This window comes from Hujiaoplasma nucleasis (assembly GCF_013745115.1).
Taxonomy (GTDB): domain Bacteria; phylum Bacillota_I; class Bacilli_A; order Izemoplasmatales; family Hujiaoplasmataceae; genus Hujiaoplasma; species Hujiaoplasma nucleasis.
Window position 1 is genome coordinate 1,697,181 of the sequence record NZ_CP051151.1, and the last position, 20,526, is coordinate 1,717,706.

The following is a 20,526-nucleotide window of genomic DNA, read 5'->3' on the forward strand; positions in this document are numbered from 1 at the left end:
TAACAAACGTTATTTTTTGTTATGTTTTTTTATTTGTTTAAAGCGCTAATTTTAGAGCTTAATTTATTTTATTAAAAAAAGTCATTTTTTATTAAAAATAAGTATTTACAAACATCATTTACATTTGTTATAATGACGGCGGTTAAGTAAATGGAGGGACATATGATTAGAAAAATTTTAGATATGAGTACATTAGATAAATCATTATTAAATGAGTTAGATGATTATATCTTATCTTTAGAAGGAAAGAAAGAAGAACATCTAATTCACGTTTTGCATAAGGCCCAATCTTTGTTTGGATATCTTCCGCAAAACTTACAACTCTATATAGCAAGGAAATTAGATTTACCAGCTGCTAGAGTAAATGGAGTTGTTACTTTTTATTCTTTTTTTAATGAAAAACCGGTTGGGAAATATACTATTTCAGTATGTATGGGTACAGCATGTTTTGTTAAAGGCGCAGACAAGGTATTAGATCGTGTAATGGAAGTTACAGGCACTAAAAAAGGTGAAATGAGCAAAGACGGATTATTTACAATTAAAGATGTAAGATGTATTGGTGCTTGCGGATTAGCACCTGTATTAACTATTAATGATAAGGTTTATGGAAAAGTAAAACCTAAAGATGTTGATGACATTATTAGACACTACAGGAGTATTCAAAATGATCGTAAATAATATTAATGACTTAAAGGCTTGGAAAAAACAATGTCCTAAAAAAGCAGATTATAAAATTAATGTCCTTGTTTGTAATGGAACATCTTGTATGTCTAGTGACAGTGAGATGATTGCAAAAATGATTGAAAAAGAACTTGAAAAAAGATCTATTGAAGCAGAGATAAGAATTATTAAAACAGGATGTTTTGGATTTTGTGGTCAAGGACCAATTATTAAAATTGAACCAGATGATATCACTTATGTTCAAGTAAAAGTTGAAGATGTAAATGATATTGTTGACTCTCATTTAGTCCATAGAACCCTTGTGGAAAGATTATTATACAAAGAACCAAATGAAAAAGATCAAATAAAAGATGGTTCTGGTATGAAGTTTTATAAAAAACAAATGCGTATAGCATTAAGAAATTGTGGGGAAATTGATCCTGAAAATATAGAAGATTATATTGTCAATGATGGCTATTTAGCCTTAGCCAAAGTTTTAGAGGAATACAGTCCTGAAGATGTTATTTCTATCATTAAAAAATCATCTTTAAGAGGTCGTGGTGGCGGCGGTTTTCCTACTGGACTTAAATGGGAATTGACTAGAAAAGTAAAATCTGATCAAAAATATATTGTTTGTAATGCAGATGAAGGAGATCCAGGTGCCTTTATGGATCGTTCAATCTTAGAAGGTGATCCTCATTCTATTTTAGAAGCTATGATGATTGCAGGTTATGCTATTGGCGCTAATCATGGTTTAATCTATATTAGAGCTGAATATGGGGTAGCTACAGAGAGATTGAGAAAAGCAATTGCAGCTGCTAAAAAAGCTGGATTAATAGGCGAAAATATTTTTGGCACAGAATTTTCTTTTGATATTGAAATTAAGCTAGGTGCAGGGGCTTTTGTTTGTGGCGAAGAAACAGCTTTAATTCATTCAATGGAGGGTTTGCGTGGTGAACCTACAAAAAAACCACCATTTCCTTCTGAAGCGGGGTATAGAAACAAGCCTACATCTGTAAATAATGTTGAAACATTTGCCAATATTCCAGCCATCATAATTAATGGACCGGAATGGTTCTCTAGTATTGGAACTAAAAGTTCAAAGGGGACCAAGGTTTTTGCTTTAGCTGGTCAAATAAGAAATAATGGACTTGTGGAAGTGCCAATGGGAACAACCTTTAATGAAATAGTCTATGAAATTGGCGGTGGACATCCAGAGGGAAAAGAAATTAAAGCCATTCAAATTGGTGGCCCTAGTGGTGGAGTTATCACAAAAGAGTTCTTTGATATGGAAATTGATTATGATTCACTACAAAGTAAAGGCGCAATGATGGGTAGTGGTGGAATGATCATCATGGATGAAGATACTGATATGGTCCAAGTAGCAAAATTCTACCTTGACTTTACCCAAGATGAATCTTGTGGTAAATGTACGCCATGTAGAATCGGTACAAAAAGAATGTACGAAATTCTTGAAAGATTAGTCAATATGGAAGGTAGTCCAGAAGACTTAAACAAGTTAAAAGTATTAGGTGAAAATATTAAGAGTACTTCTTTATGTGGCTTAGGCCAAACAGCACCCAATCCAGTATTATCGACCATGAAATATTTTAAGGAAGAATATGAAGCTTATGCTTATCGAACTAAGAAAAGAGCATATTCTATTGATCCTAACCTATGTGTTGGTTGTACAAAATGTGCTAGAAATTGCCCAGTATCTTGTATTAGTGGATCAGTAAGAGAAGTACATATCATTGATGAGTCTAAGTGTATTGCATGTGGCGCTTGTTATGAAGCTTGCCCAGTAAATGCCATCATCAAACCTTAGGAGGCAAAAATGAAATTAATAGATAAAATGGTGGAATTAACCATTAATAATATACCAGTGACCGTAGAAAAAGGGTCTACTATACTTGATGCTGCAGAGAAGATTGGTGTACATATTCCTACCCTATGTCATCTTAATTTGCAAGAGTTTGGCGTTGTTAATAAAACTGCAAACTGCCGTGTATGTGTGGTGGAAAATGAAGATACAGGTAGATTAGTTCCATCTTGTGCCCAAGAAGTCCATGATGGTATGAGAATACAAACAGATTCTTTAAAAGCAGTTATGGGTAGAAGAACTAATCTAGAGCTATTGTTATCTAATCACCCTAATGATTGTTTAACTTGTGTAAAGAATCTTGATTGTGAGTTACAAACATTAGCGCATGAAATGAATATTAAAGAAATTCATTATCAAGGCGAAAAAATGTCTCATCCAGTGGATGTAACATCATTTGGTATTACCAAAGACACCAATAAATGTATCATGTGTAGACGGTGTGTCACGATGTGTTCAGACATTCAAACAGTAGGGGTTTTAGGGGCATTAAAAAGAGGCTTTGATGCTGTTGTAGCAACAGCCTTTCATTTAGATTTAAATCAAACATCATGTACTTATTGTGGCCAATGTGTTTCTGTATGTCCGACAGGTGCTTTGGCTGAGACAAATGACTCTCCTAAAGTATGGCGTGCTTTAAACAATCCGGACAAACATGTGATTGTTCAAGTTGCGCCAGCTGTGAGAGCAGCTATCGGAGAAGAATTTGGTTATGAGCCTGGAACGATTTTAACAGGAAAAGTAGTTTCAGGATTAAAAAGACTTGGTTTTGATCAAATATTTGATACCAATTTTGGTGCTGACTTAACCATTATCGAAGAAGCAACTGAATTGGTAGACAGAATCCAAAATAATAAAACCTTACCTATGTTAACATCATGTTGTCCTGCTTGGGTTCAATTTATAGAACATCAATTCCCTGAATTACTAGATGTGCCTTCTTCATGTAAATCTCCACATGAGATGGTGGGTATTTTAGCAAAAACTTATTATGCTAAAGAAAAAAATCTAGACCCTAAGGATATTGTTATGGTATCCATTATGCCTTGTACAGCAAAAAAAGCAGAAGCTGCAAGAGAAGAATTAAACAAAGATGGTATTTCTGATGTTGATTATGTTCTTACAACTAGAGAACTTGCAAGAATGTTTAAGGAAGCTTCAATTGATTTTAAAAAATTACCTGAAGGAGAATTTGATCAATTATTAGGAGAATCTACAGGTGCAGCTGCAATATTTGGTACTACAGGCGGTGTCATTGAAGCAGCAACTAGAACTGCATATGAAATGATAACTGGTAAGGAACTTAAAGAAGTGACCTTTGAACAATTTAGAGGCTTAGAAGGTATTAGAGAAGCCAAGGTTCAAATTGGTGATTTAGAGTTAAATATTGGTATAGCTCATGGTTTAGGAAATGCAAGAAAAATATTAGAAGATATCCGTGATGGTAAAAGTCATTTCCATGCCATAGAAATCATGGCATGTCCTGGTGGATGTATTGGTGGTGGTGGCCAACCTTATCATCATGGCCACACAGATATTTTACTTAAAAGACAACAAGCTCTTTATGATTTAGATAAATCTATGCCAAGAAGAAAATCTCATGAAAATGAAATGGTATTAAAACTATATAAAGATTTCTTAGAGAAGCCTGGTTCTCATATAGCACATGAATTATTACACACAAGCTATAGCGCAAAAGAAAGAATATAAAAAAATCAGTCTATGAATTAATTTTCATAGACTGTTTTAATTTTTCTTAGAATACTTTCGAAAATAATAACAAGGATAATTAACAATATGGTCCAGGCAAAGACTAAGTCATATTGTATGGATATACTGCCATCAAATAGTTCTCGGCCAATACCTATTTTAGCTTGTGTAATAAACTCGGCCATAACAATCACTTTGAAACCTAAACCGATGGATTGAAATAATGAAGTTCTAATAAAAGGTAAGGATAAAGGAAGTTGAACTCTAAATAAAAGAATCCAAGTTGAATGAGTTTCTAAAGCAATATTATCTTTTAAAGCTTGATCAATATTTTGAACTCCAGACTTGCTTGCTTCATATACAAGTGGAAAAATCATTAAAAAAGTGATGATATAAAGTGAATTGTTTCTTCCGAAAAGTATCATGATGATAATGATAATAGAAGCTATAGGTAAGGACCTTAAAGCAGATACCAAAGGTTTTAAAAGTTCATCTAGGATATTAAAGTTCCCTGCCATAAGTCCTAGCAAAGTTCCTGACACAGCTGATAGGACAAAAGATATGAATAATCGAAAAAGACTCCAGAGAATAATCTTATATGTTGAAGATAAAAACAATAAATCAATAGTTGTTTTAATAACCTTTATAGGCCCTGGCAATATAAACTCATTAGCAATATGTTTAGAATAACTAAACCAAATAAGTATTAATATAGAGATTGATAAAGCTCCTAAGATTATTTTCCTCATGATAGAGGATAATAGAAATCATTATCAGGAAGTTGATTTCCAATAAGTTCAGATTTAAAATCTATAATTAAATTTAAGTATTCATTGATAATATCACGACTATGTAAATGAGATTGAAAATCAATTTGACTTAGCTTGATAGAAGACTCAATTACTATTTTTTCAAAAGGGTAGTCAAGTGACTCGCAATAGTTAGCGATTAATGAGGGGTTATCATTGGCCTTATTCGTCGCAATTTCTATATCTTCTATATACTGTAATACTTTAGATGTTTCCAATGATTTTTTGACGAAAACACCAGCTTGTGGAAATAAGTCAAGCTTAGTTTGTTCAGTCCATATCGCAGCTAAATCCAAGACATATAAATCATCTATCATTGTTTTTGCTTGTGAACTTATGGGTTCTGATACAATGGCTATGGACTCTTCATCTTGCAAAAAGAATGTATAAGCTTCTTGTACAGAACTTGCTTGATAAGAAATAATAGGTTCATCTTGAAAATTGTATTGAGAAATCAAGAAATCAATAATCATTTCAGGTGTTGAACCTTGACCATAAGCTATAATATTTTTACCAGATAAAGTTAATAAATCATTAATTTCAAAACGAGAAATCACTTGTAAATTGGACCAAGTTAATACGCCTACCAATTGATAATCAATCCCTTTTTGATATAAGTTAGCACCTAAATTAACTGGAGCAATAATAATATCATGTGATTGACTGGTAAAGGCAGCAACCAGCGATTGCGGACCACTTACCCTATCGATGATATAAGAGGATGATTCTTCATGTTCAATATAAGCTTGCGCAATGCTTGGTGTACCATTAGGGACTAAAACTGTCATTGACTCCTTTGGTGTATCACTGTTTGTACATGATAATAACCCTAGCAAAATTAATGTTAAAAAGATGGTGAATTTCTTCATGTTTTTCAACTCCTTTAGTCAAATCTATGATATACTAATAACGATTTTAAATATGTAACATATGTTACAGTGGGAAAGGTTTTTATTTATGATATCTCAATTTATAAAGTATTTTTCTATTATGTGTCACTATCAAAAAGGGATATGTGTTTATCAAGAACAAGATTTGTGTGATCGAATAGGTTTGATTCATTCAGGTCAAGTGGATTTAATTCATTACACCATTAATGGTGATGAAAGAGTTTTGGCCACATTACATGAATTTGATCTTTTTGGTGATTTTTTGATTAACAGTCCTAACCCATTTTATCCTGGTGACCTTGTGACCAAAGAAGAGACAGTTATCTCTTATCTAGATAAAGAAAAATTAAATCAAATTTTAAGTAAAGATATTAAATTTCAAAAGTTCTTTATCAGTCAGTTAAGTATCAAGGCTCTTAAACTTAATCAACATAATAAAATTCTTATGCAATCTACATTGAGAGAAAAGATATTGATGTGGCTACTTTATGAGAGAATTAATCAAAAGACCAATCAAATAAAAATTCCCAAAAAAGAAACATTGGCAAACTATTTTAATGTTGCAAGACCATCTCTTTCAAGAGAACTTATTCAAATGAAAAATGCAAAATTAATAGATTACGATAGGCATTATATTTATCTTAAAGAGGTAATTTAATCTTTTATATTTATAGACTTGGTGATATAATAATCAAGGTGAGGTGAGGGTATGTTAGAAAAAGATATTGAAAGAATTTTAGTTGACCAAGATGAAATTATTGAGATTTCAAAAAGATTAGGTAAGCAAATTACTGAAGACTATCAAAATAAAAAACCATTAATTATAGGTCTTCTTAATGGGTGTTTACCATTCTTAGCTGAACTTATAAAACATATTGACTTGTATTGTGAGTATGAACTTATGAGTGTTCAATCATATCATGGTGGAACAAAATCAGTTGGTAATGTGAAAATTACCAAAGATTTAGATATATCAGTTGAAAATAGACACGTGATTATTGCTGAAGACATTGTAGATACCGGAAGAACAATCAATGTAGTTAAAGACTTATTACTTTACAGAGGAGCTGCTTCAGTTGAAGTGGTAACGCTTTTAGATAAACCTGCGGGTAGGGTTGAACCTTTTATACCTAAGTACATTGGTGTAACTATACCCAAACTTTTTGTTGTTGGCTTTGGCTTAGATTATGAAGGATTCTATAGAAACACACCTTATGTTGGAATTTTAAAAGAATCTGTTTATAATAAAGATTGATTTTGATATTTATATTTGTTATAATTTTAAAGAGCTCACTATAAAGGGTTCTCCATTTGGAGGACCCTTTTTATTATTTTTGGAGGAATTATGAAAGAAAGTAAATATATTTTTATAACTGGTGGAGTTGTATCTTCTTTAGGAAAAGGTATTGTCGCCGCTTCATTAGGAAGATTATTAAAGAATAAAGGTTTTAAAGTCATTATGGTTAAGTTTGATCCTTACATTAATGTGGATCCAGGCACTATGTCTCCCTATCAACACGGAGAAGTTTTTGTGACCAATGATGGGGGAGAAACTGATTTAGACTTAGGACACTACGAACGTTTTATTGATGAGTTTTTAACAAAGGAATCTTCAATTACGACAGGTAAAATTTATCAATCAGTCATTGATAAAGAAAGAAGAGGCGACTATGATGGGGCCACTGTTCAAGTCATACCTCATATCACCAACGAAATCAAAGAAAGATTAAAAAATCTTGCTTTAACCAGTGAGTGTGATGTATTAATCACTGAAATTGGTGGGACTGTAGGGGATATTGAATCTTTACCTTATTTGGAAGCGATAAGGCAAATGAGAAGAGATTTAGGACTTCACAATACCTTATATATTCACAATACCCTAGTACCTTATTTAGAAACTTCTGGTGAGTTAAAAACCAAACCGACACAACATTCTGTTAAAGAACTAAGGTCTTTAGGAATTAGCCCTGATATAATTGTATTAAGAACAAGAAAACATATTAATCAAGAAATCAAAGAAAAAATAGCCTTGTTTTGTGATGTGGACACTCAAGCTGTCATTGAGTGTCAAGATGTAGATATTCTTTATCAAGTCATTTTAAATTTAAAAGAAGAAAAGTTGGATGATTTAGCTGTTAAACATCTATTATTGGAAGATAAAAAATCAAACATAGATTTCTTTGAAAATTTAGTTGGGCGTATAAAAAGAATTAAAGATTCGGTTAAAATAGCATTGGTAGGTAAATATATTTCTCTAAAAGATGCATATCTATCTGTAGTCGAGGCATTGAATCATGCGGGTTATGATCATGATGTTATGGTTGATATCCAGTGGGTAGATGCCTCATTGTTAAACAAAGATAATATTCATCAACAATTAAAAGATTGTGATGGGATTTTAGTTCCTGGAGGCTTTGGAGAAAGAGGTATACATGGTAAGCTATTAGCAATAGAATACGCTAGAACTAAGCAAATTCCATTTTTAGGATTGTGTTTAGGTATGCAATTATCTGTGATAGAATTCTCTAGAAATGTAGTTGGCTTGAATGAAGCACATTCAACCGAGTTTAATTCAAAAACCCCATATAAAGTCATAGATTATATGCCTGATCAATATGAGGGAATTAATATTGGCGGGACCTTAAGATTAGGTATTTATCGATGTGAAATCCAAAAAGATACTTTAGCACATCAAATCTATGGCCAAGATGTGATAGAAGAAAGACATCGTCATCGTTATGAGTTTAATAACCAATATTTTAATAAACTAAAAGATCATGGAATGGTTTTTTCGGGTATTAACCCTGAAACTAATCTAGTAGAAATTATCGAATTAAAGAATCATCCATTCTTCATAGCGGTTCAATTCCATCCTGAATTTTTATCAAGACCAGATAGACCTCATCCGTTATTTAAATCTTTTATAAGTAAACTTAAATAAAGCAACAATTTTTTGTTGCTTTTGTTTTACATTCAAGAAGAAATGTGTATAATAGTATATAGACATTTGGAACTATAGCTCAGTGGGAGAGCACCTGCTTGACGTGCAGGGGGTCGGGGGTTCAAGTCCCTCTAGTTCCACCATTTTGGCTAAATATAGGAATGATACTTTTTGGTATTATTCCTATTTTTTTATAAGGATAGTATATATATATAATTATTTATGATATACTATATTTGAAATCAACAAAGTAATTACTTATTTTTTAATAAACTTAAAATTTTGGATTATGATATTTAAAATTTAATTGTAATGGGTGATTCGTAATGAAAACGTTATTTGTTATAGTTTTATTATTTTTTACTGCTGTATCTTTAGTGGGGTGTGGTGGTGAAGGGAGCTTAACCACCACACCTACTGGTGATTTGACGACGACTGAAATCCCAACAACAACGACACAAGACCCAACAACATCATTGATGGATGAAATTTATTTGCTATATTCTGGTTCATATTCTAACTTTCATGATTTTAATGAGCCAATCACATGGATTACGTCATACAATGAATACTTAAATTCAGATTATTCATTTGAATTAAATGAAAGATTCTTTGATGATTATAGTCTCTATACTTACGCATTTTTTTATAGTAACTTGGGAAAAGATATATTTTTATATGATACCTATCTTATAGTAGATAACAATCTTTTTATCACATGTAGACCTGCTGACGAAGGACAAGTTTCTCCAGCTTTTGGAGATTATGCGATTGTATTTGCTATTCCCAAAATAATGTTGGGTGAAGATATTGAAGTTTTTTTATCACTTAGTGGTGGTACTGATATGATATTTGATAACTCTACTACAATAAGAAGTATGGCTAGATTGAAACTACTTTATTTTGAGATAACAGAAGACCATGAATTTGGTATTAATTTTGATAGAGAAGGTGTGTGGCCAATTACAGCAATTACGGGTAGATTATTTAACATATCAGATAATCAAGAAATATCCATGACTATGTTCTCTGGCCTTTATGGTTATCATGCAATATTAGAACCAGGTCAATATGTATTTATCTTGGATATTGGAAATAATGATGAAGAGGATGATTTATTTTATATATTTGATTATCATGCGAAACTGCATAAATTAAACAGTACTGAGTTTTGGAGTAACACCATCACCGAAGAGTTTTTACTTGATACAGAGTTCACAAGTATAGACGCAGCGGAGGAATTTTTGATTGAGTATAAGACGAATGATATGACATATTATTCAGTTGACGCATTCAGTGATTTATCAAATACCCTTGATCAGCTGACAACACTAATCGTTGATAGAAGTGGTTTACCCGAAAGCGATAAGTGTGAGAAGGATCATTGTCAATATATTATTATACCTTTATTTAGTACCTGGATCTTTGATGATTATAATTTGGATTCATCATACGCAGATGGAACAATAACATTTTCTATATCTATCGTGCCATCAGTCTTACCTGCGACCATGGTTAAAGTATTAGTTTTAAGAGTTGATTCGGACTATTCGTATGAGATCGTTATTAATCCGGAAGACTAATTGAATGAAAATAGTATAACTAGACATTAAACAAATACTAAGAAAAAATAAGGTCCATCTATTTGATGGTCCTATTTTTTATGATAATTAGGCAAGGAAAACATCATTTGATTTACAAGGGTCAAACAAGGGTCAAAATAAGGGTCAAACTATATTTTTTATTACACAAACGTCTATATTTAGACCTTTTTAAAGGGTAGAACACTTGCTTGATGTGCAAGGGGTCGGGGGTTCAAGTCCCTCTAGTTCCACCATTTCATCAAATTATAGGAGTAATAGTTTTTAAGCTATTGCTTCTTTTTTTGTATAATTTTATAAGGCATATAATATATACTCTGTTTTTATGTTATTATGTTTGTGATAACATACAATAGAAAAATGAGGTATTCGGAAAGAGAAAATTAATAATATTCTCAGCTATTTTCGGAATATCTCTTCTTACTTTATTTGGGATATATTTTTATTAAAAATGGGAGTTTGGGTTTATGTTGACCTAGTAAAGGATGTTTCAAGTAATTATTTAGAAGAAGTTTATGCTTATGATTAAAATCTTGCATACAGTCTATCTAAATTGGTGTTAATATAGTATAGAAGACAAGTAAATTAAGCATTTAATTTTTACGACAGAATTGAGAAGGAGTAAATATAGTAATGACAAAAAGTGAAAAAGATTTGGTGTTAAAGGAGTTTAATTATTTAAATACCAAATACCATTTTGAACAAACCACTATATTGAATGATTTTATCAGATTTGGAAGGAATGATGATAAATTAAATATTGAGTTTTGGTATGAAAACTATACATATCAAATGTATATAATATTAATCTATATTAGTGATAGTGGTTTTCAACATAAAATATATTTTAAATCTTATTTAGATTTGAAGGGTGACAAAAAGGAAGTAGAATTTACTTCAACAAAAACCAATTTCCCTAATCTTGTAAAGAGGCTAGCGAATATTTTAAGATTATCAATAGAAGAAATCTTATCAAAGAATGATGATGATTGGGATTCATTAATTAAAGTTCACAAAAATGATCTAAAACTTAAAAGGGAAGAAATTGATAAGAAGAGAATTGTAAATCAATCAAATCAACTATGGAATGAAAAGAAGTACAAAGAGTATTGTAGCCTACTTGAGGATACCCCCTATGAATTAAGTTCTTTACAGATATCAAGAATTAAGTATGCAAAAAGAAAATATAGGAATAATCAATAACGTAAATGGATATATTTTGGATATAATGTGTATTTATATAAAGAAAGCAGAAACGCAAAGAAAGTTTTTCTATAATTGTTAATAAGAAAGATTTTTATCCACTCAAGATTTTATACTTTAAAAAATGATTATTGTTTTTATTATAATAAATTAAAAACTTATTATATTTACACTTTTTTTTAATGCAAATATAAAAACTTGCATTAATTACGCTTAATTTGTATAATATATGTAGAGGTGAAATATGATTAATAGACCATTGTATTTGAACAAACTTGTAAAAACAATAGATAATGACCTGGTTAAAATATTAGTTGGTGTACGTAGAAGTGGTAAATCAACTCTTTTAAAGATGATTAAACAATATTTACTAAATCATAATGTTCTTGAAGAACAAATCATCGATATTAATTTTGAATTAATTGAAAATGATTATTTGAAATCCAAAGATGCGTTTATTGCTTATGTAAAAGAAAATTTAGTTTTAAATAAAAAATCATATCTATTTGTTGATGAAATACAAGAATTAGATAATTGGGCAAGGATTATCAATTCATTAAAAGTATCTGAGAACATTGATATCTATTTAACTGGATCAAATGCAAGATTATTCATTGGAGATCATTTAACATATTTAGCTGGCAGATACATTTCGTTTAATGTGTATCCCTTATCTTATGAAGAATATTTAAAGTTTAAAAATATTGTTGAAGTAAATTTCAGTTTTTATAATGAGTTTTTAGATTCCAGTTTTCCGGCCTTGGTTTTAGAAACACATGATGACATAAAAACCATGATGAAACAAGATATGTTTGATACTATTTTTAGAAGAGATATGATTATGAGAGGAAATATATCGAATGAATCTATGTTTTTTAGAGTTGCAAGATATATCTTAGAACATATTGGTTCTTCAATATCAATCAATAAAATAACAAATACATTAAACTCTTTAGGACTGAAAATATCTTACGGAACAATCGATAGTTATATAGATTTAATGACGAAATCATATTTTATCTATCAATGTCAAAGGTATGATATTAAGGGAAAAGAGATTTTAAAAACAAATGGAAAATATTATGTCGTAGATTTTGGCATAAGAGACCAACTTATTCCGAATAAAACCACAAATACCGGTAAGGTTCTAGAGAATTTCATATATTTAGAGCTAGTAAAACATGGTTACAATGTTTATGTTGGGAAAATAGGAAGAGACTTAGAAATAGATTTCGTCGCAACTAAAGATGATAAAAAGTTATATATACAAGTTTCACAATCTGTCATAGATCCTAAGACTAGAGAAAGAGAAATCAAACCTTTTTCATTGTTAAAAGACATGAGTAAACGTTACTTGGTTTCATTTGATTCAGTTATGATTGAATCAGATTATTTCGAACATTTAAACGTGATGGATTTTATTAATAAATTATAAAAAGATCATAAGTCAAAAGAAAGGACAAACAAACTATGGTCCTATCTCTTTATGATAAATAGTCAAGGAAAAATCATGAAATTTATAAAGGGCAAAACAGGGATCAAATCATATTTAGAATAAATGAATGTCTTTATTTAGGCATTTTTCACAAATAGAGCACCTGCTTGACGTGCAGGGGTTCGTGGTTCAAGTCCCTCAAGTTCCACCATTTTTATGAAGTAACTTCCTATACTAGAAACATGGTATATTAGCCATGTATTCTAATATTGGAAGTTTTTTTGACTCATACTTATTTGCAATACCTTATAGATTTAATTAAATGGATAAATGTGATAAAATGTTTAGATGTAAGATAATAACTGTTACATAATTGACTATTACCCAAAAGAAAGGTTTATCATGAAAAAAATTTTATTATTAGTTAATGTAGTTTTAGTTTTACTAATATTAGCTTGTCAAGAACAAACTATGACTACTTCATATATTACTGAAATAACTTCAATAGAGAACATTACTGAAGAAGATTCTAATGAGCCAACATATGCTTCTACTGAGTATAATATTGAATCATTATACAAAGTTTTTCCTATGGAACAAATGTCTTCGGACTTAGATTATGAACTTACTGGATTATTAGATGGAAAAAATTTGATTACAATTATGCTTGAGTCTGGAGTATCTGAAGCTATTAACCCAGTTTTAACTCCAACCTTATATCAATTGACTCAAGAAGGAATTTATTTTTCTAATCATTATACTGAAAATAAAACATATATGTCGGAAATGATAGGTATTTTGGGAAATTATCCTTCTTATAATTTTTCTACTAATTCTTATGAGTATGATTTGCCATTCTCTTTACCCAATATATTTAATGCAAGAGGATATAAAACAGTATATTTTCATGAAAATATTGGTTCGTTTTTTTGGAGAGATGACCGAATACCGATGTTTGGTTTTCAAGAATCGTATTTTCATTTCGATTTCTTTCCAACAGAACCTATATATGGTTGGGGAGGAGATTACACTTTAGATTCCAGAACGATGGACGCAATGATGCCTTATATGTTTAATGAAGAAGAAAATCAACCATTTTATTATTTTTGGACTACATTGGTAACTCATGGACCTTATAATCGAAACTATCCTAGTGATAGAGGAATGAATAATTTGAAAAAATTTATACAACTTGGATATTTTGATTTAATTGACCAAGCAAAAGAAAACGGACAATGGATTAATCCTCTAGATTCAATTGGAGAAGAAGCAGCAGGACAATTTAGATTTTATCAAGCAGCAATGATGGATTTTGATATTGCCTTGAACAAATTAATAACTCAACTAACTGAGAAAGAACTAATAGATGACACGTTAATATTGATTTATGGTGATCATGCTTTTTATCACGATGGAATCAATGAGTTAATGTTAGAAGCAACCAATCCCAATGCACATGAGAAAGAAATGTATCAAACTTTCTTTGTCTTATATAATCCTGAATTATCTGAAATTTATATGAATTATCATGATTCACATCAAAATGATAAATTTATAAATCCCTACGATATAGCGCCAACCCTTTATCAACTTTTTAATATTGCTTATTATGAAGAGTTTATTCATGGGCATAGTGTATTTTCTAGTGAAGAATCAATTTTCTATTCACATAAATTGGATGCCTACTTTAATGATGATTTTTATACAGTTTCATTAGACAAGGTTGATTATTCAAATATTGATATTGATCCTGAATTAAGCATAGAATTCTTAGAACAAGTCAATATATTTTACGAAAAACAAGCATTTTTTGATGCTTGGATATATAGTCATAAAACGAAGCGAGACTAAGATGAGATTGTTATTTGAAATAGATCTAAAAGATTATAAAAAAAATGGCTCCATATTTTCTAGACCGTCTTCAAGAGCTATATACATTAAAGATGGTTTAATAGGATTGATTTATAGTCAAAAATATCAATATTATAAGTTCCCTGGTGGAGGTATAGAGGCTAATGAATCTAATATTCAAGCTTTAATTAGGGAAGTTAAAGAAGAAACTGGATTAGCTATAAAAGAAGAATCTATAAAAGAATATGGTTATGTTCATAGAGTTCAAAAGGGTATAGATGAAGATATTTTTATCCAAGATAATTTTTATTATTTTGTTGATTGTGAGGACAAAGGACACCGCCAAACTCTTGATTTGCATGAAATTGAAGAGGACTTCATTTTTGTTTTTGTTAAACCTATGGATGCGATTAGAAAGAATAAAGAAAATCTCCATAATTATAAAAACCCTACATTAATCACTCGAGAAGTTAAAGTTCTTGAGTTGCTAATAAAAGAAAAATACTTGAAATAGTTAGGATGAATCAATGAAAAAGTATTTACTACAACTTAAAAACAATTTAAAATTTAAGAATACATATGCATGGATTTTGTTGTCAGTAACCTTACTCTATGCATATATTTTAGTATTGTTTGAATTTAGAGATTGGATGATTTTCCTATATGCCTTATTATCGATACCTTTAATTATTGGTCTTAGGCACGTGTATCAATCTATGGATAGAATTTCTGAGAAGTTTTCTCTAAAAGATTATGATATAATATTTGCATTTTTTGGTGTCATCGTAACTTATCTTTTAGCTCATCAACTTAATATCTCAGCTGTGATTGCTTCAAGTTTTATAGGTGTTTTAGGATATTACTTATTTCCTAAAAACTCTGTAGCTATCTATTGTGGTTCATTTGCTGGTATGGTTTCTTCCTATTTATTCAACTACTATGAAGTTGGTTTCATTTCTATTGTTTGTGGAGTTTTATTTGTTTTTTTAAAACCGGTCTATAATGGTTATGGAGGAAAGCTTGGGTCTACAGCTTTTATAGCCACAATGTTTGTGGCTATAGTTTTAGAAAAAGATTTTTTACTTGTTGTTAATGATCTGAATTTATTAAGACTTTTTATTGTATCCATATTAGGTGTTTTTATCCCATTTTTTATGACACATTATTTTAAACTATCTCCTGTATTTACTTCGGCAATAGCTTCCTTAGTGTATGCTTTGATTGTTATTTACCTAGTACAAGATTATTTAACATGTAGTCTTGTTTTTTTCTCAGCTTCATTTATTGGCATGTCAGCTAAAGACAAACTTCCGAATCTTTTTTATCTTTTGCTTGCTGCCTTAGTTCACGCCTTTTTATTTCATGTTTATTTTGAACACTATAATGGTTTAGGGGGTAAATTAGGTTTGATGGCTTTAACGACCATGATGATTGTGACTGGATTTAAAGTCATGGTTGAAAAAATTAAATTAATTAGTAAGAAGGCATCTTAACTGCCTTCTTTTTTTAAGCAAATGATTTGATTATATATACCCCATAGGGTATAATAACAATGCAAATATCTTGAAAGGGGTTATGGCAATGAAATGTGATGATACATTAAAAAACAGATTAAAAAGAGCACACGGCCAAATGAAGGGTGTCATCCAGATGATGGAAAATGATACAACTTGTATGGATTTATTGACACAATTAAAAGCCATACGTTCTAGTATAGATAAAACCATAGGTATATTGACAACTCAAAATCTTATTCAAACCATTGAACATAAATTTAATGTGAAAATAGATGATATTAATGAGGCTGTCGATTTAGTTGTCAAAGGAAAGTAGGGTGATTTTATGTTTAATTTTTCTTTAGATAAAAAAACTGAAGCTTCAGACTTTGATCAAATATTAAAATGGGATTTTCTCATTGTTGGTGGCGGACCTGCTGGTTTAAATGCAGCATTATATGCAAAACGTAAAGGTTTAGTGGTTGGTGTTATTGCAGATGAAATAGGCGGTCAATTACATAATACATCTACAGTGGATAATTACCTAGGTTTCAATATGATTGAGGGAGAAGCTTTGTCAAACACATTTTTAGATCACGTTCAATCTTTAAATGTTCCTATTCTTAAAGGTGTAAAAGTTCAACATATAAAAAAAGTAGACCATGATTTTAAAATTAATGTTTCTAATGGTAAATCTTATATATCAAAAACAGTGCTTTTATCAACAGGGGGAATGCCTAGAAAATTAGGTATCCCAGGTGAAGAAGAATTCGCAAATAAAGGTGTGACTTATTGTGCAACATGTGATGCGCCTTTCTTTAAAGACAAGCATGTAATTGTCGCTGGAGGAGGAAACTCTGCGGTTGAAGGAGTTTTAGATTTGGTGCCTTGGGCTAAGAAGATTACTTTAGTTCATCGAAGCGAGTTTAGAGCTGATCAAATATTGTTAGATAAATTTAAAGATATCGATAAATTGACCATCAACCTACAAACTCAAATACTTGAAGTTATAGGGAAAAATCAAATGACCCATATTAAAGTCTTTGATAAGATAAAAAAAGAAGAAAGATTAATTGAAGCAGATGGTTTATTGGTTGAAATAGGGACAATACCTAACTCTTATTTAATTAAAGACATGGTAAAAACCAATGATCGTGATGAAATCATCGTTGATCATAATCAAATGACATCCCTAGACGGTTTATACGCTGCGGGTGATGTGACCGAACAACCATTTAAGCAAATTGTTATTTCAGTCGCTGAAGGTGCAAAAGCAGCTTTAGCAGTGAATCAGTATTTAAATCAAAATTATAAAGGAGAGTAATAAAAATGGAAAAACTATTAAACAAAGATGTAAGCAAGCAAATTAAACAAGCATTGGAACCAATGCAAAACAATATTAAAATGGTATTGTTCACCAAAGAGGGTGGATGTAATACATGCCAAGAAACAGAACAATTATTAAGTGAGATTAAAGACTTAAATGACAAAATTTCTGTAGAAGTTAAAGACATTGATAAAGATGCTGACTTAGCTAAATTCTATGACGTCGAATATGTACCAACATTTGTGATGTTAGATGATAAAGATGAATACAAAGGAGTTAAATTTCAAGGCATTCCTGCTGGACATGAAATCAATTCTTTCTTATCAGCCATCGTCTTTATGTCAGGCCTAGATTTAGGTTTAGACTCTAAAATCATCGAAAGAATATCAAAAATTGATAAAGCAGTAGACATTAAAGTATTTGTTACCTTATCTTGTCCTCATTGTCCAGGTGCAGTTTCAACTGCTCACACACTTGCAATGTTAAATAATAATATCAAAGGATCAATGATTGAAGCGCAAACTTTTCCTGAATTATCAACAAAATATAATGTTTCAGGTGTTCCTAAAATTGTCATTAATGATAAATATGAGTTGTTAGGTAACCAACCTATAGATGCATTCTTAGCTGAAATCGAAAAAATATAATTAATATAGACATATTCTTAGATGGATATGTCTTTTTTTTGAAAACATTTTCAAGGTCTTATATTTTATTTTTAATTCGAAATTATGGTATGATGTAATTGAGAAAAGGAAAAGAGGGATATTATGAAAAATAATAGAGTTGTCATTGTAGGTACTGGTTTTGTCGGTATGTCTTACGCATATGCTTTATTAAATCAAGGTGTAGTTGAAGAACTGGTATTAATTGACTTAAATAAAGAAAAAGCCGAAGGCGAAGCCATGGATCTTAATCATGGATTAGCATTTGCTCCAAGAAAAATGTCTATTAAAGCAGGTGATTATTCTGATTGTAAAGATGCTTCTTTAGTTGTCATTACAGCTGGTGTTAATCAAAAACCTGGCGAAACAAGAATTGACTTGTTAAACAGAAATGCTAAAATTATTCAAACTGTAACTTCAAATATTATGAAATCAGGTTTTGATGGTATTATTTTGGTTGCTTCAAATCCAGTTGACATTTTAACTTATGTAGCATGGAAAGAATCTAAATTACCATCATCAAGAGTATTAGGTAGCGGAACATCTCTTGATACTGCTCGATTAAGGTATGAAATTTCTAAATATATCCATATTGATTCAAGAAATATTCATGCTTATATCATGGGTGAACACGGAGATAGTGAATTTGTATGTTGGTCTAAAGCTTATGTTGGTGCTAAACCAATGTTGGATGTAATAGAAAGTATGGAAGAAATAAATTTTGAAGATTTGGATCATATTTATCAATCAGTAAGAGACGCGGCTCAAGAAATTATTCAGAAAAAGAATGCTACATATTATGGGATTGGTATGGCTCTTGTAAGAATTACTCAAGCCATATTTAACAATGAAAATAGAATTATGCCAATATCCGCTTACAATGATGGTGTTTATGATATCGATAAGGACTTATATATAGGATTACCTGCGGTTCTAAATAGAGATGGGGTTCATCATGTTGTGAATTTAAAACTCTCAGAAGATGAACAAATAAAACTTCAAAAGTCTGCCAAGTTATTAAAGGATTCTTTAAATCAAATGAATTTGTAAAATCGGTGTTTTTTATACCGGTTTTTTCATTTTTTTTATATTTTTTTATAACCATCTTGAGCAATATTATTTACATGTTATAATGAAAGAGAGGTGGATATATGAAAATATATAATGATTTATTACAGGTTAAAACAAATAAAGATGAAGAAATGATAGATATTACAGAAAAGGTTTCTGAATTCGTAAAAGAAAGCAAAATTCAAAATGGAATGGTTCACCTTTTTGTAGCGCATACTACAGCAGCCATTACCATTAATGAAAACACAGACCCTAATGTAAAGAAAGATGTGTTATTAAGTTTAAGGCATGCTTTTCCTATTGAAAAAGAATTTTTACATTTTGAAGGTAATTCACATGCTCACATAAAATCCTCTGTGATTGGTAATACCCAAAGTCTTATAGTTGAAGATAATCAATTAAAATTAGGTCGTTGGCAAGCCATATATTTTTGTGAATTTGATGGACCAAGACAAAGACAAGTTTATATTCAAATCATGGGTGAGTAATGATGAATATAATTTATAAAGACTTTAATATCTTATCAGAAAATGAAGTTAAAAATCTTTATGAAGATGCAGGATGGACTGTTTATACAAAGAATATCAAAAATACTTTGTCAGGAATTCAAAATTCTTCATTTGTTTATAGTGCGTGGTATGATTCAAAATTGATAGGACTTATTAGGGTGCTATCTGATGATCATACAGTATGCTTTATTCAAGATTTACTTGTTATGAAAGCTTTTCAAAATCAAGGGATAGGACAATCTTTATTAAACAAAGTTTTAGAAAAGTATCAAAAAGCACATAAAATTGTTTTATTAACTGATCAAAATGGTCCCCACAGTTTTTATCGAAAATTAGGTTTTCAAAAAGCACTTGATTTAGATATTGAAACTTATACTTATATACAAAAATAACGGCAATTGAATTGCTGTTATTTTTTTAGAGAAGAGCATAATTTGTATAATATTTAATCTTTATAAAAATATTCATATAAAGTT

At 30.4% G+C, this 20,526-nt stretch carries 20 protein-coding genes and 1 tRNA gene; 19 read left to right on the forward strand and 2 right to left on the reverse strand.

The features are described from left to right. The first annotated feature begins 162 nt into the window (after positions 1 to 162). The 3 genes from HF295_RS08170 to HF295_RS08180 are packed head-to-tail and all read left to right on the forward strand — an operon-like array spanning position 163 to position 4,252. Entirely contained in the window at positions 163 to 678 is a 516-nt protein-coding gene (locus HF295_RS08170) for an NADH-quinone oxidoreductase subunit NuoE family protein (RefSeq protein ID WP_312031685.1), read from the forward strand. After that, complete coding sequence (locus HF295_RS08175; protein ID WP_312031686.1) at positions 665 to 2,488, forward strand: NADH-quinone oxidoreductase subunit NuoF; 1,824 nt, start codon at positions 665 to 667, stop codon at positions 2,486 to 2,488. The genes HF295_RS08170 and HF295_RS08175 overlap by 14 nt, the downstream gene beginning before the upstream one ends. 9 nt (positions 2,489 to 2,497) lie before the next feature. Beyond that, a complete protein-coding gene (locus HF295_RS08180; RefSeq protein ID WP_312031687.1) occupies positions 2,498 to 4,252 on the forward strand; it encodes an NADH-dependent [FeFe] hydrogenase, group A6 in 1,755 nt (584 codons plus the stop codon). Between the two features lie 17 nt (positions 4,253 to 4,269). Here the strand turns inward: HF295_RS08180 and HF295_RS08185 are convergent, their stop codons facing one another. Continuing rightward, positions 4,270 to 5,001, reverse strand: coding sequence for an ABC transporter permease (locus tag HF295_RS08185; RefSeq protein WP_312031688.1), 732 nt, complete (start codon positions 4,999 to 5,001; stop codon positions 4,270 to 4,272). Continuing rightward, positions 4,998 to 5,930: a substrate-binding domain-containing protein gene (locus HF295_RS08190; RefSeq protein ID WP_312031689.1), complete on the reverse strand. Its 933-nt coding sequence runs from the start codon at positions 5,928 to 5,930 to the stop codon at positions 4,998 to 5,000. The genes HF295_RS08185 and HF295_RS08190 overlap by 4 nt, the downstream gene beginning before the upstream one ends. A gap of 121 nt (positions 5,931 to 6,051) precedes the next feature. On the opposite strand from HF295_RS08190, the gene HF295_RS08195 reads away from it, so the two are divergent. The 16 genes from HF295_RS08195 (at position 6,052) to HF295_RS08270 (ending at position 20,442) form a co-directional block, all read left to right on the forward strand. Then, the gene (locus HF295_RS08195; RefSeq protein WP_312031690.1) at positions 6,052 to 6,609 is read left to right on the forward strand and encodes a Crp/Fnr family transcriptional regulator; all 558 of its coding nucleotides are present in this window, start codon (positions 6,052 to 6,054) and stop codon (positions 6,607 to 6,609) included. 51 nt (positions 6,610 to 6,660) lie between these two features. After that, entirely contained in the window at positions 6,661 to 7,206 is a 546-nt protein-coding gene (gene hpt, locus HF295_RS08200) for a hypoxanthine phosphoribosyltransferase (protein WP_312031691.1), read from the forward strand. Positions 7,207 to 7,296: 90 nt separating this feature from the next. Continuing rightward, on the forward strand, positions 7,297 to 8,892 hold the full coding sequence (gene pyrG / locus HF295_RS08205; protein WP_312031692.1) for a CTP synthase: 1,596 nt from the start codon (positions 7,297 to 7,299) through the stop codon (positions 8,890 to 8,892). Positions 8,893 to 8,960: 68 nt separating this feature from the next. Further along, positions 8,961 to 9,035 (forward strand) — tRNA-Val (locus HF295_RS08210). A 183-nt stretch (positions 9,036 to 9,218) separates the two neighbouring features. Beyond that, positions 9,219 to 10,475, forward strand: coding sequence for a hypothetical protein (locus tag HF295_RS08215; protein WP_312031693.1), 1,257 nt, complete (start codon positions 9,219 to 9,221; stop codon positions 10,473 to 10,475). 651 nt (positions 10,476 to 11,126) lie between these two features. Next, positions 11,127 to 11,696 carry a hypothetical protein gene (locus tag HF295_RS08220; protein ID WP_312031694.1) on the forward strand — a complete coding sequence of 190 codons (570 nt, stop codon included), beginning with the start codon at positions 11,127 to 11,129 and terminating at the stop codon, positions 11,694 to 11,696. Between the two features lie 244 nt (positions 11,697 to 11,940). After that, positions 11,941 to 13,131 (forward strand): ATP-binding protein, encoded by a 1,191-nt coding sequence (locus HF295_RS08225; RefSeq protein ID WP_312031695.1) that lies wholly within the window; start codon positions 11,941 to 11,943, stop codon positions 13,129 to 13,131. A 402-nt stretch (positions 13,132 to 13,533) separates the two neighbouring features. Further along, positions 13,534 to 14,982 carry an LTA synthase family protein gene (locus HF295_RS08230; RefSeq protein ID WP_312031696.1) on the forward strand — a complete coding sequence of 483 codons (1,449 nt, stop codon included), beginning with the start codon at positions 13,534 to 13,536 and terminating at the stop codon, positions 14,980 to 14,982. A gap of 1 nt (position 14,983) precedes the next feature. Continuing rightward, entirely contained in the window at positions 14,984 to 15,496 is a 513-nt protein-coding gene (locus HF295_RS08235) for an NUDIX hydrolase (RefSeq protein ID WP_312031697.1), read from the forward strand. A gap of 13 nt (positions 15,497 to 15,509) precedes the next feature. After that, positions 15,510 to 16,475: a hypothetical protein gene (locus HF295_RS08240; protein ID WP_312031698.1), complete on the forward strand. Its 966-nt coding sequence runs from the start codon at positions 15,510 to 15,512 to the stop codon at positions 16,473 to 16,475. A gap of 82 nt (positions 16,476 to 16,557) precedes the next feature. Continuing rightward, the gene (locus HF295_RS08245) at positions 16,558 to 16,815 is read left to right on the forward strand and encodes a metal-sensing transcriptional repressor (RefSeq protein ID WP_312031699.1); all 258 of its coding nucleotides are present in this window, start codon (positions 16,558 to 16,560) and stop codon (positions 16,813 to 16,815) included. A 9-nt stretch (positions 16,816 to 16,824) separates the two neighbouring features. Then, a complete protein-coding gene (locus HF295_RS08250) occupies positions 16,825 to 17,802 on the forward strand; it encodes an NAD(P)/FAD-dependent oxidoreductase (RefSeq protein WP_312031700.1) in 978 nt (325 codons plus the stop codon). A 5-nt stretch (positions 17,803 to 17,807) separates the two neighbouring features. Further along, positions 17,808 to 18,452: a protein disulfide oxidoreductase gene (gene pdo, locus HF295_RS08255; RefSeq protein WP_312031701.1), complete on the forward strand. Its 645-nt coding sequence runs from the start codon at positions 17,808 to 17,810 to the stop codon at positions 18,450 to 18,452. A 123-nt stretch (positions 18,453 to 18,575) separates the two neighbouring features. Next, entirely contained in the window at positions 18,576 to 19,520 is a 945-nt protein-coding gene (locus HF295_RS08260; RefSeq protein WP_312031702.1) for an L-lactate dehydrogenase, read from the forward strand. 101 nt (positions 19,521 to 19,621) lie between these two features. After that, a complete protein-coding gene (locus tag HF295_RS08265) occupies positions 19,622 to 20,029 on the forward strand; it encodes a secondary thiamine-phosphate synthase enzyme YjbQ (RefSeq protein WP_312031703.1) in 408 nt (135 codons plus the stop codon). Between the two features lie 2 nt (positions 20,030 to 20,031). Next, positions 20,032 to 20,442, forward strand: a complete 411-nt coding sequence (locus HF295_RS08270) for a GNAT family N-acetyltransferase (RefSeq protein ID WP_312031704.1) — start codon at positions 20,032 to 20,034, stop codon at positions 20,440 to 20,442. Positions 20,443 to 20,526 lie beyond the last annotated feature (84 nt).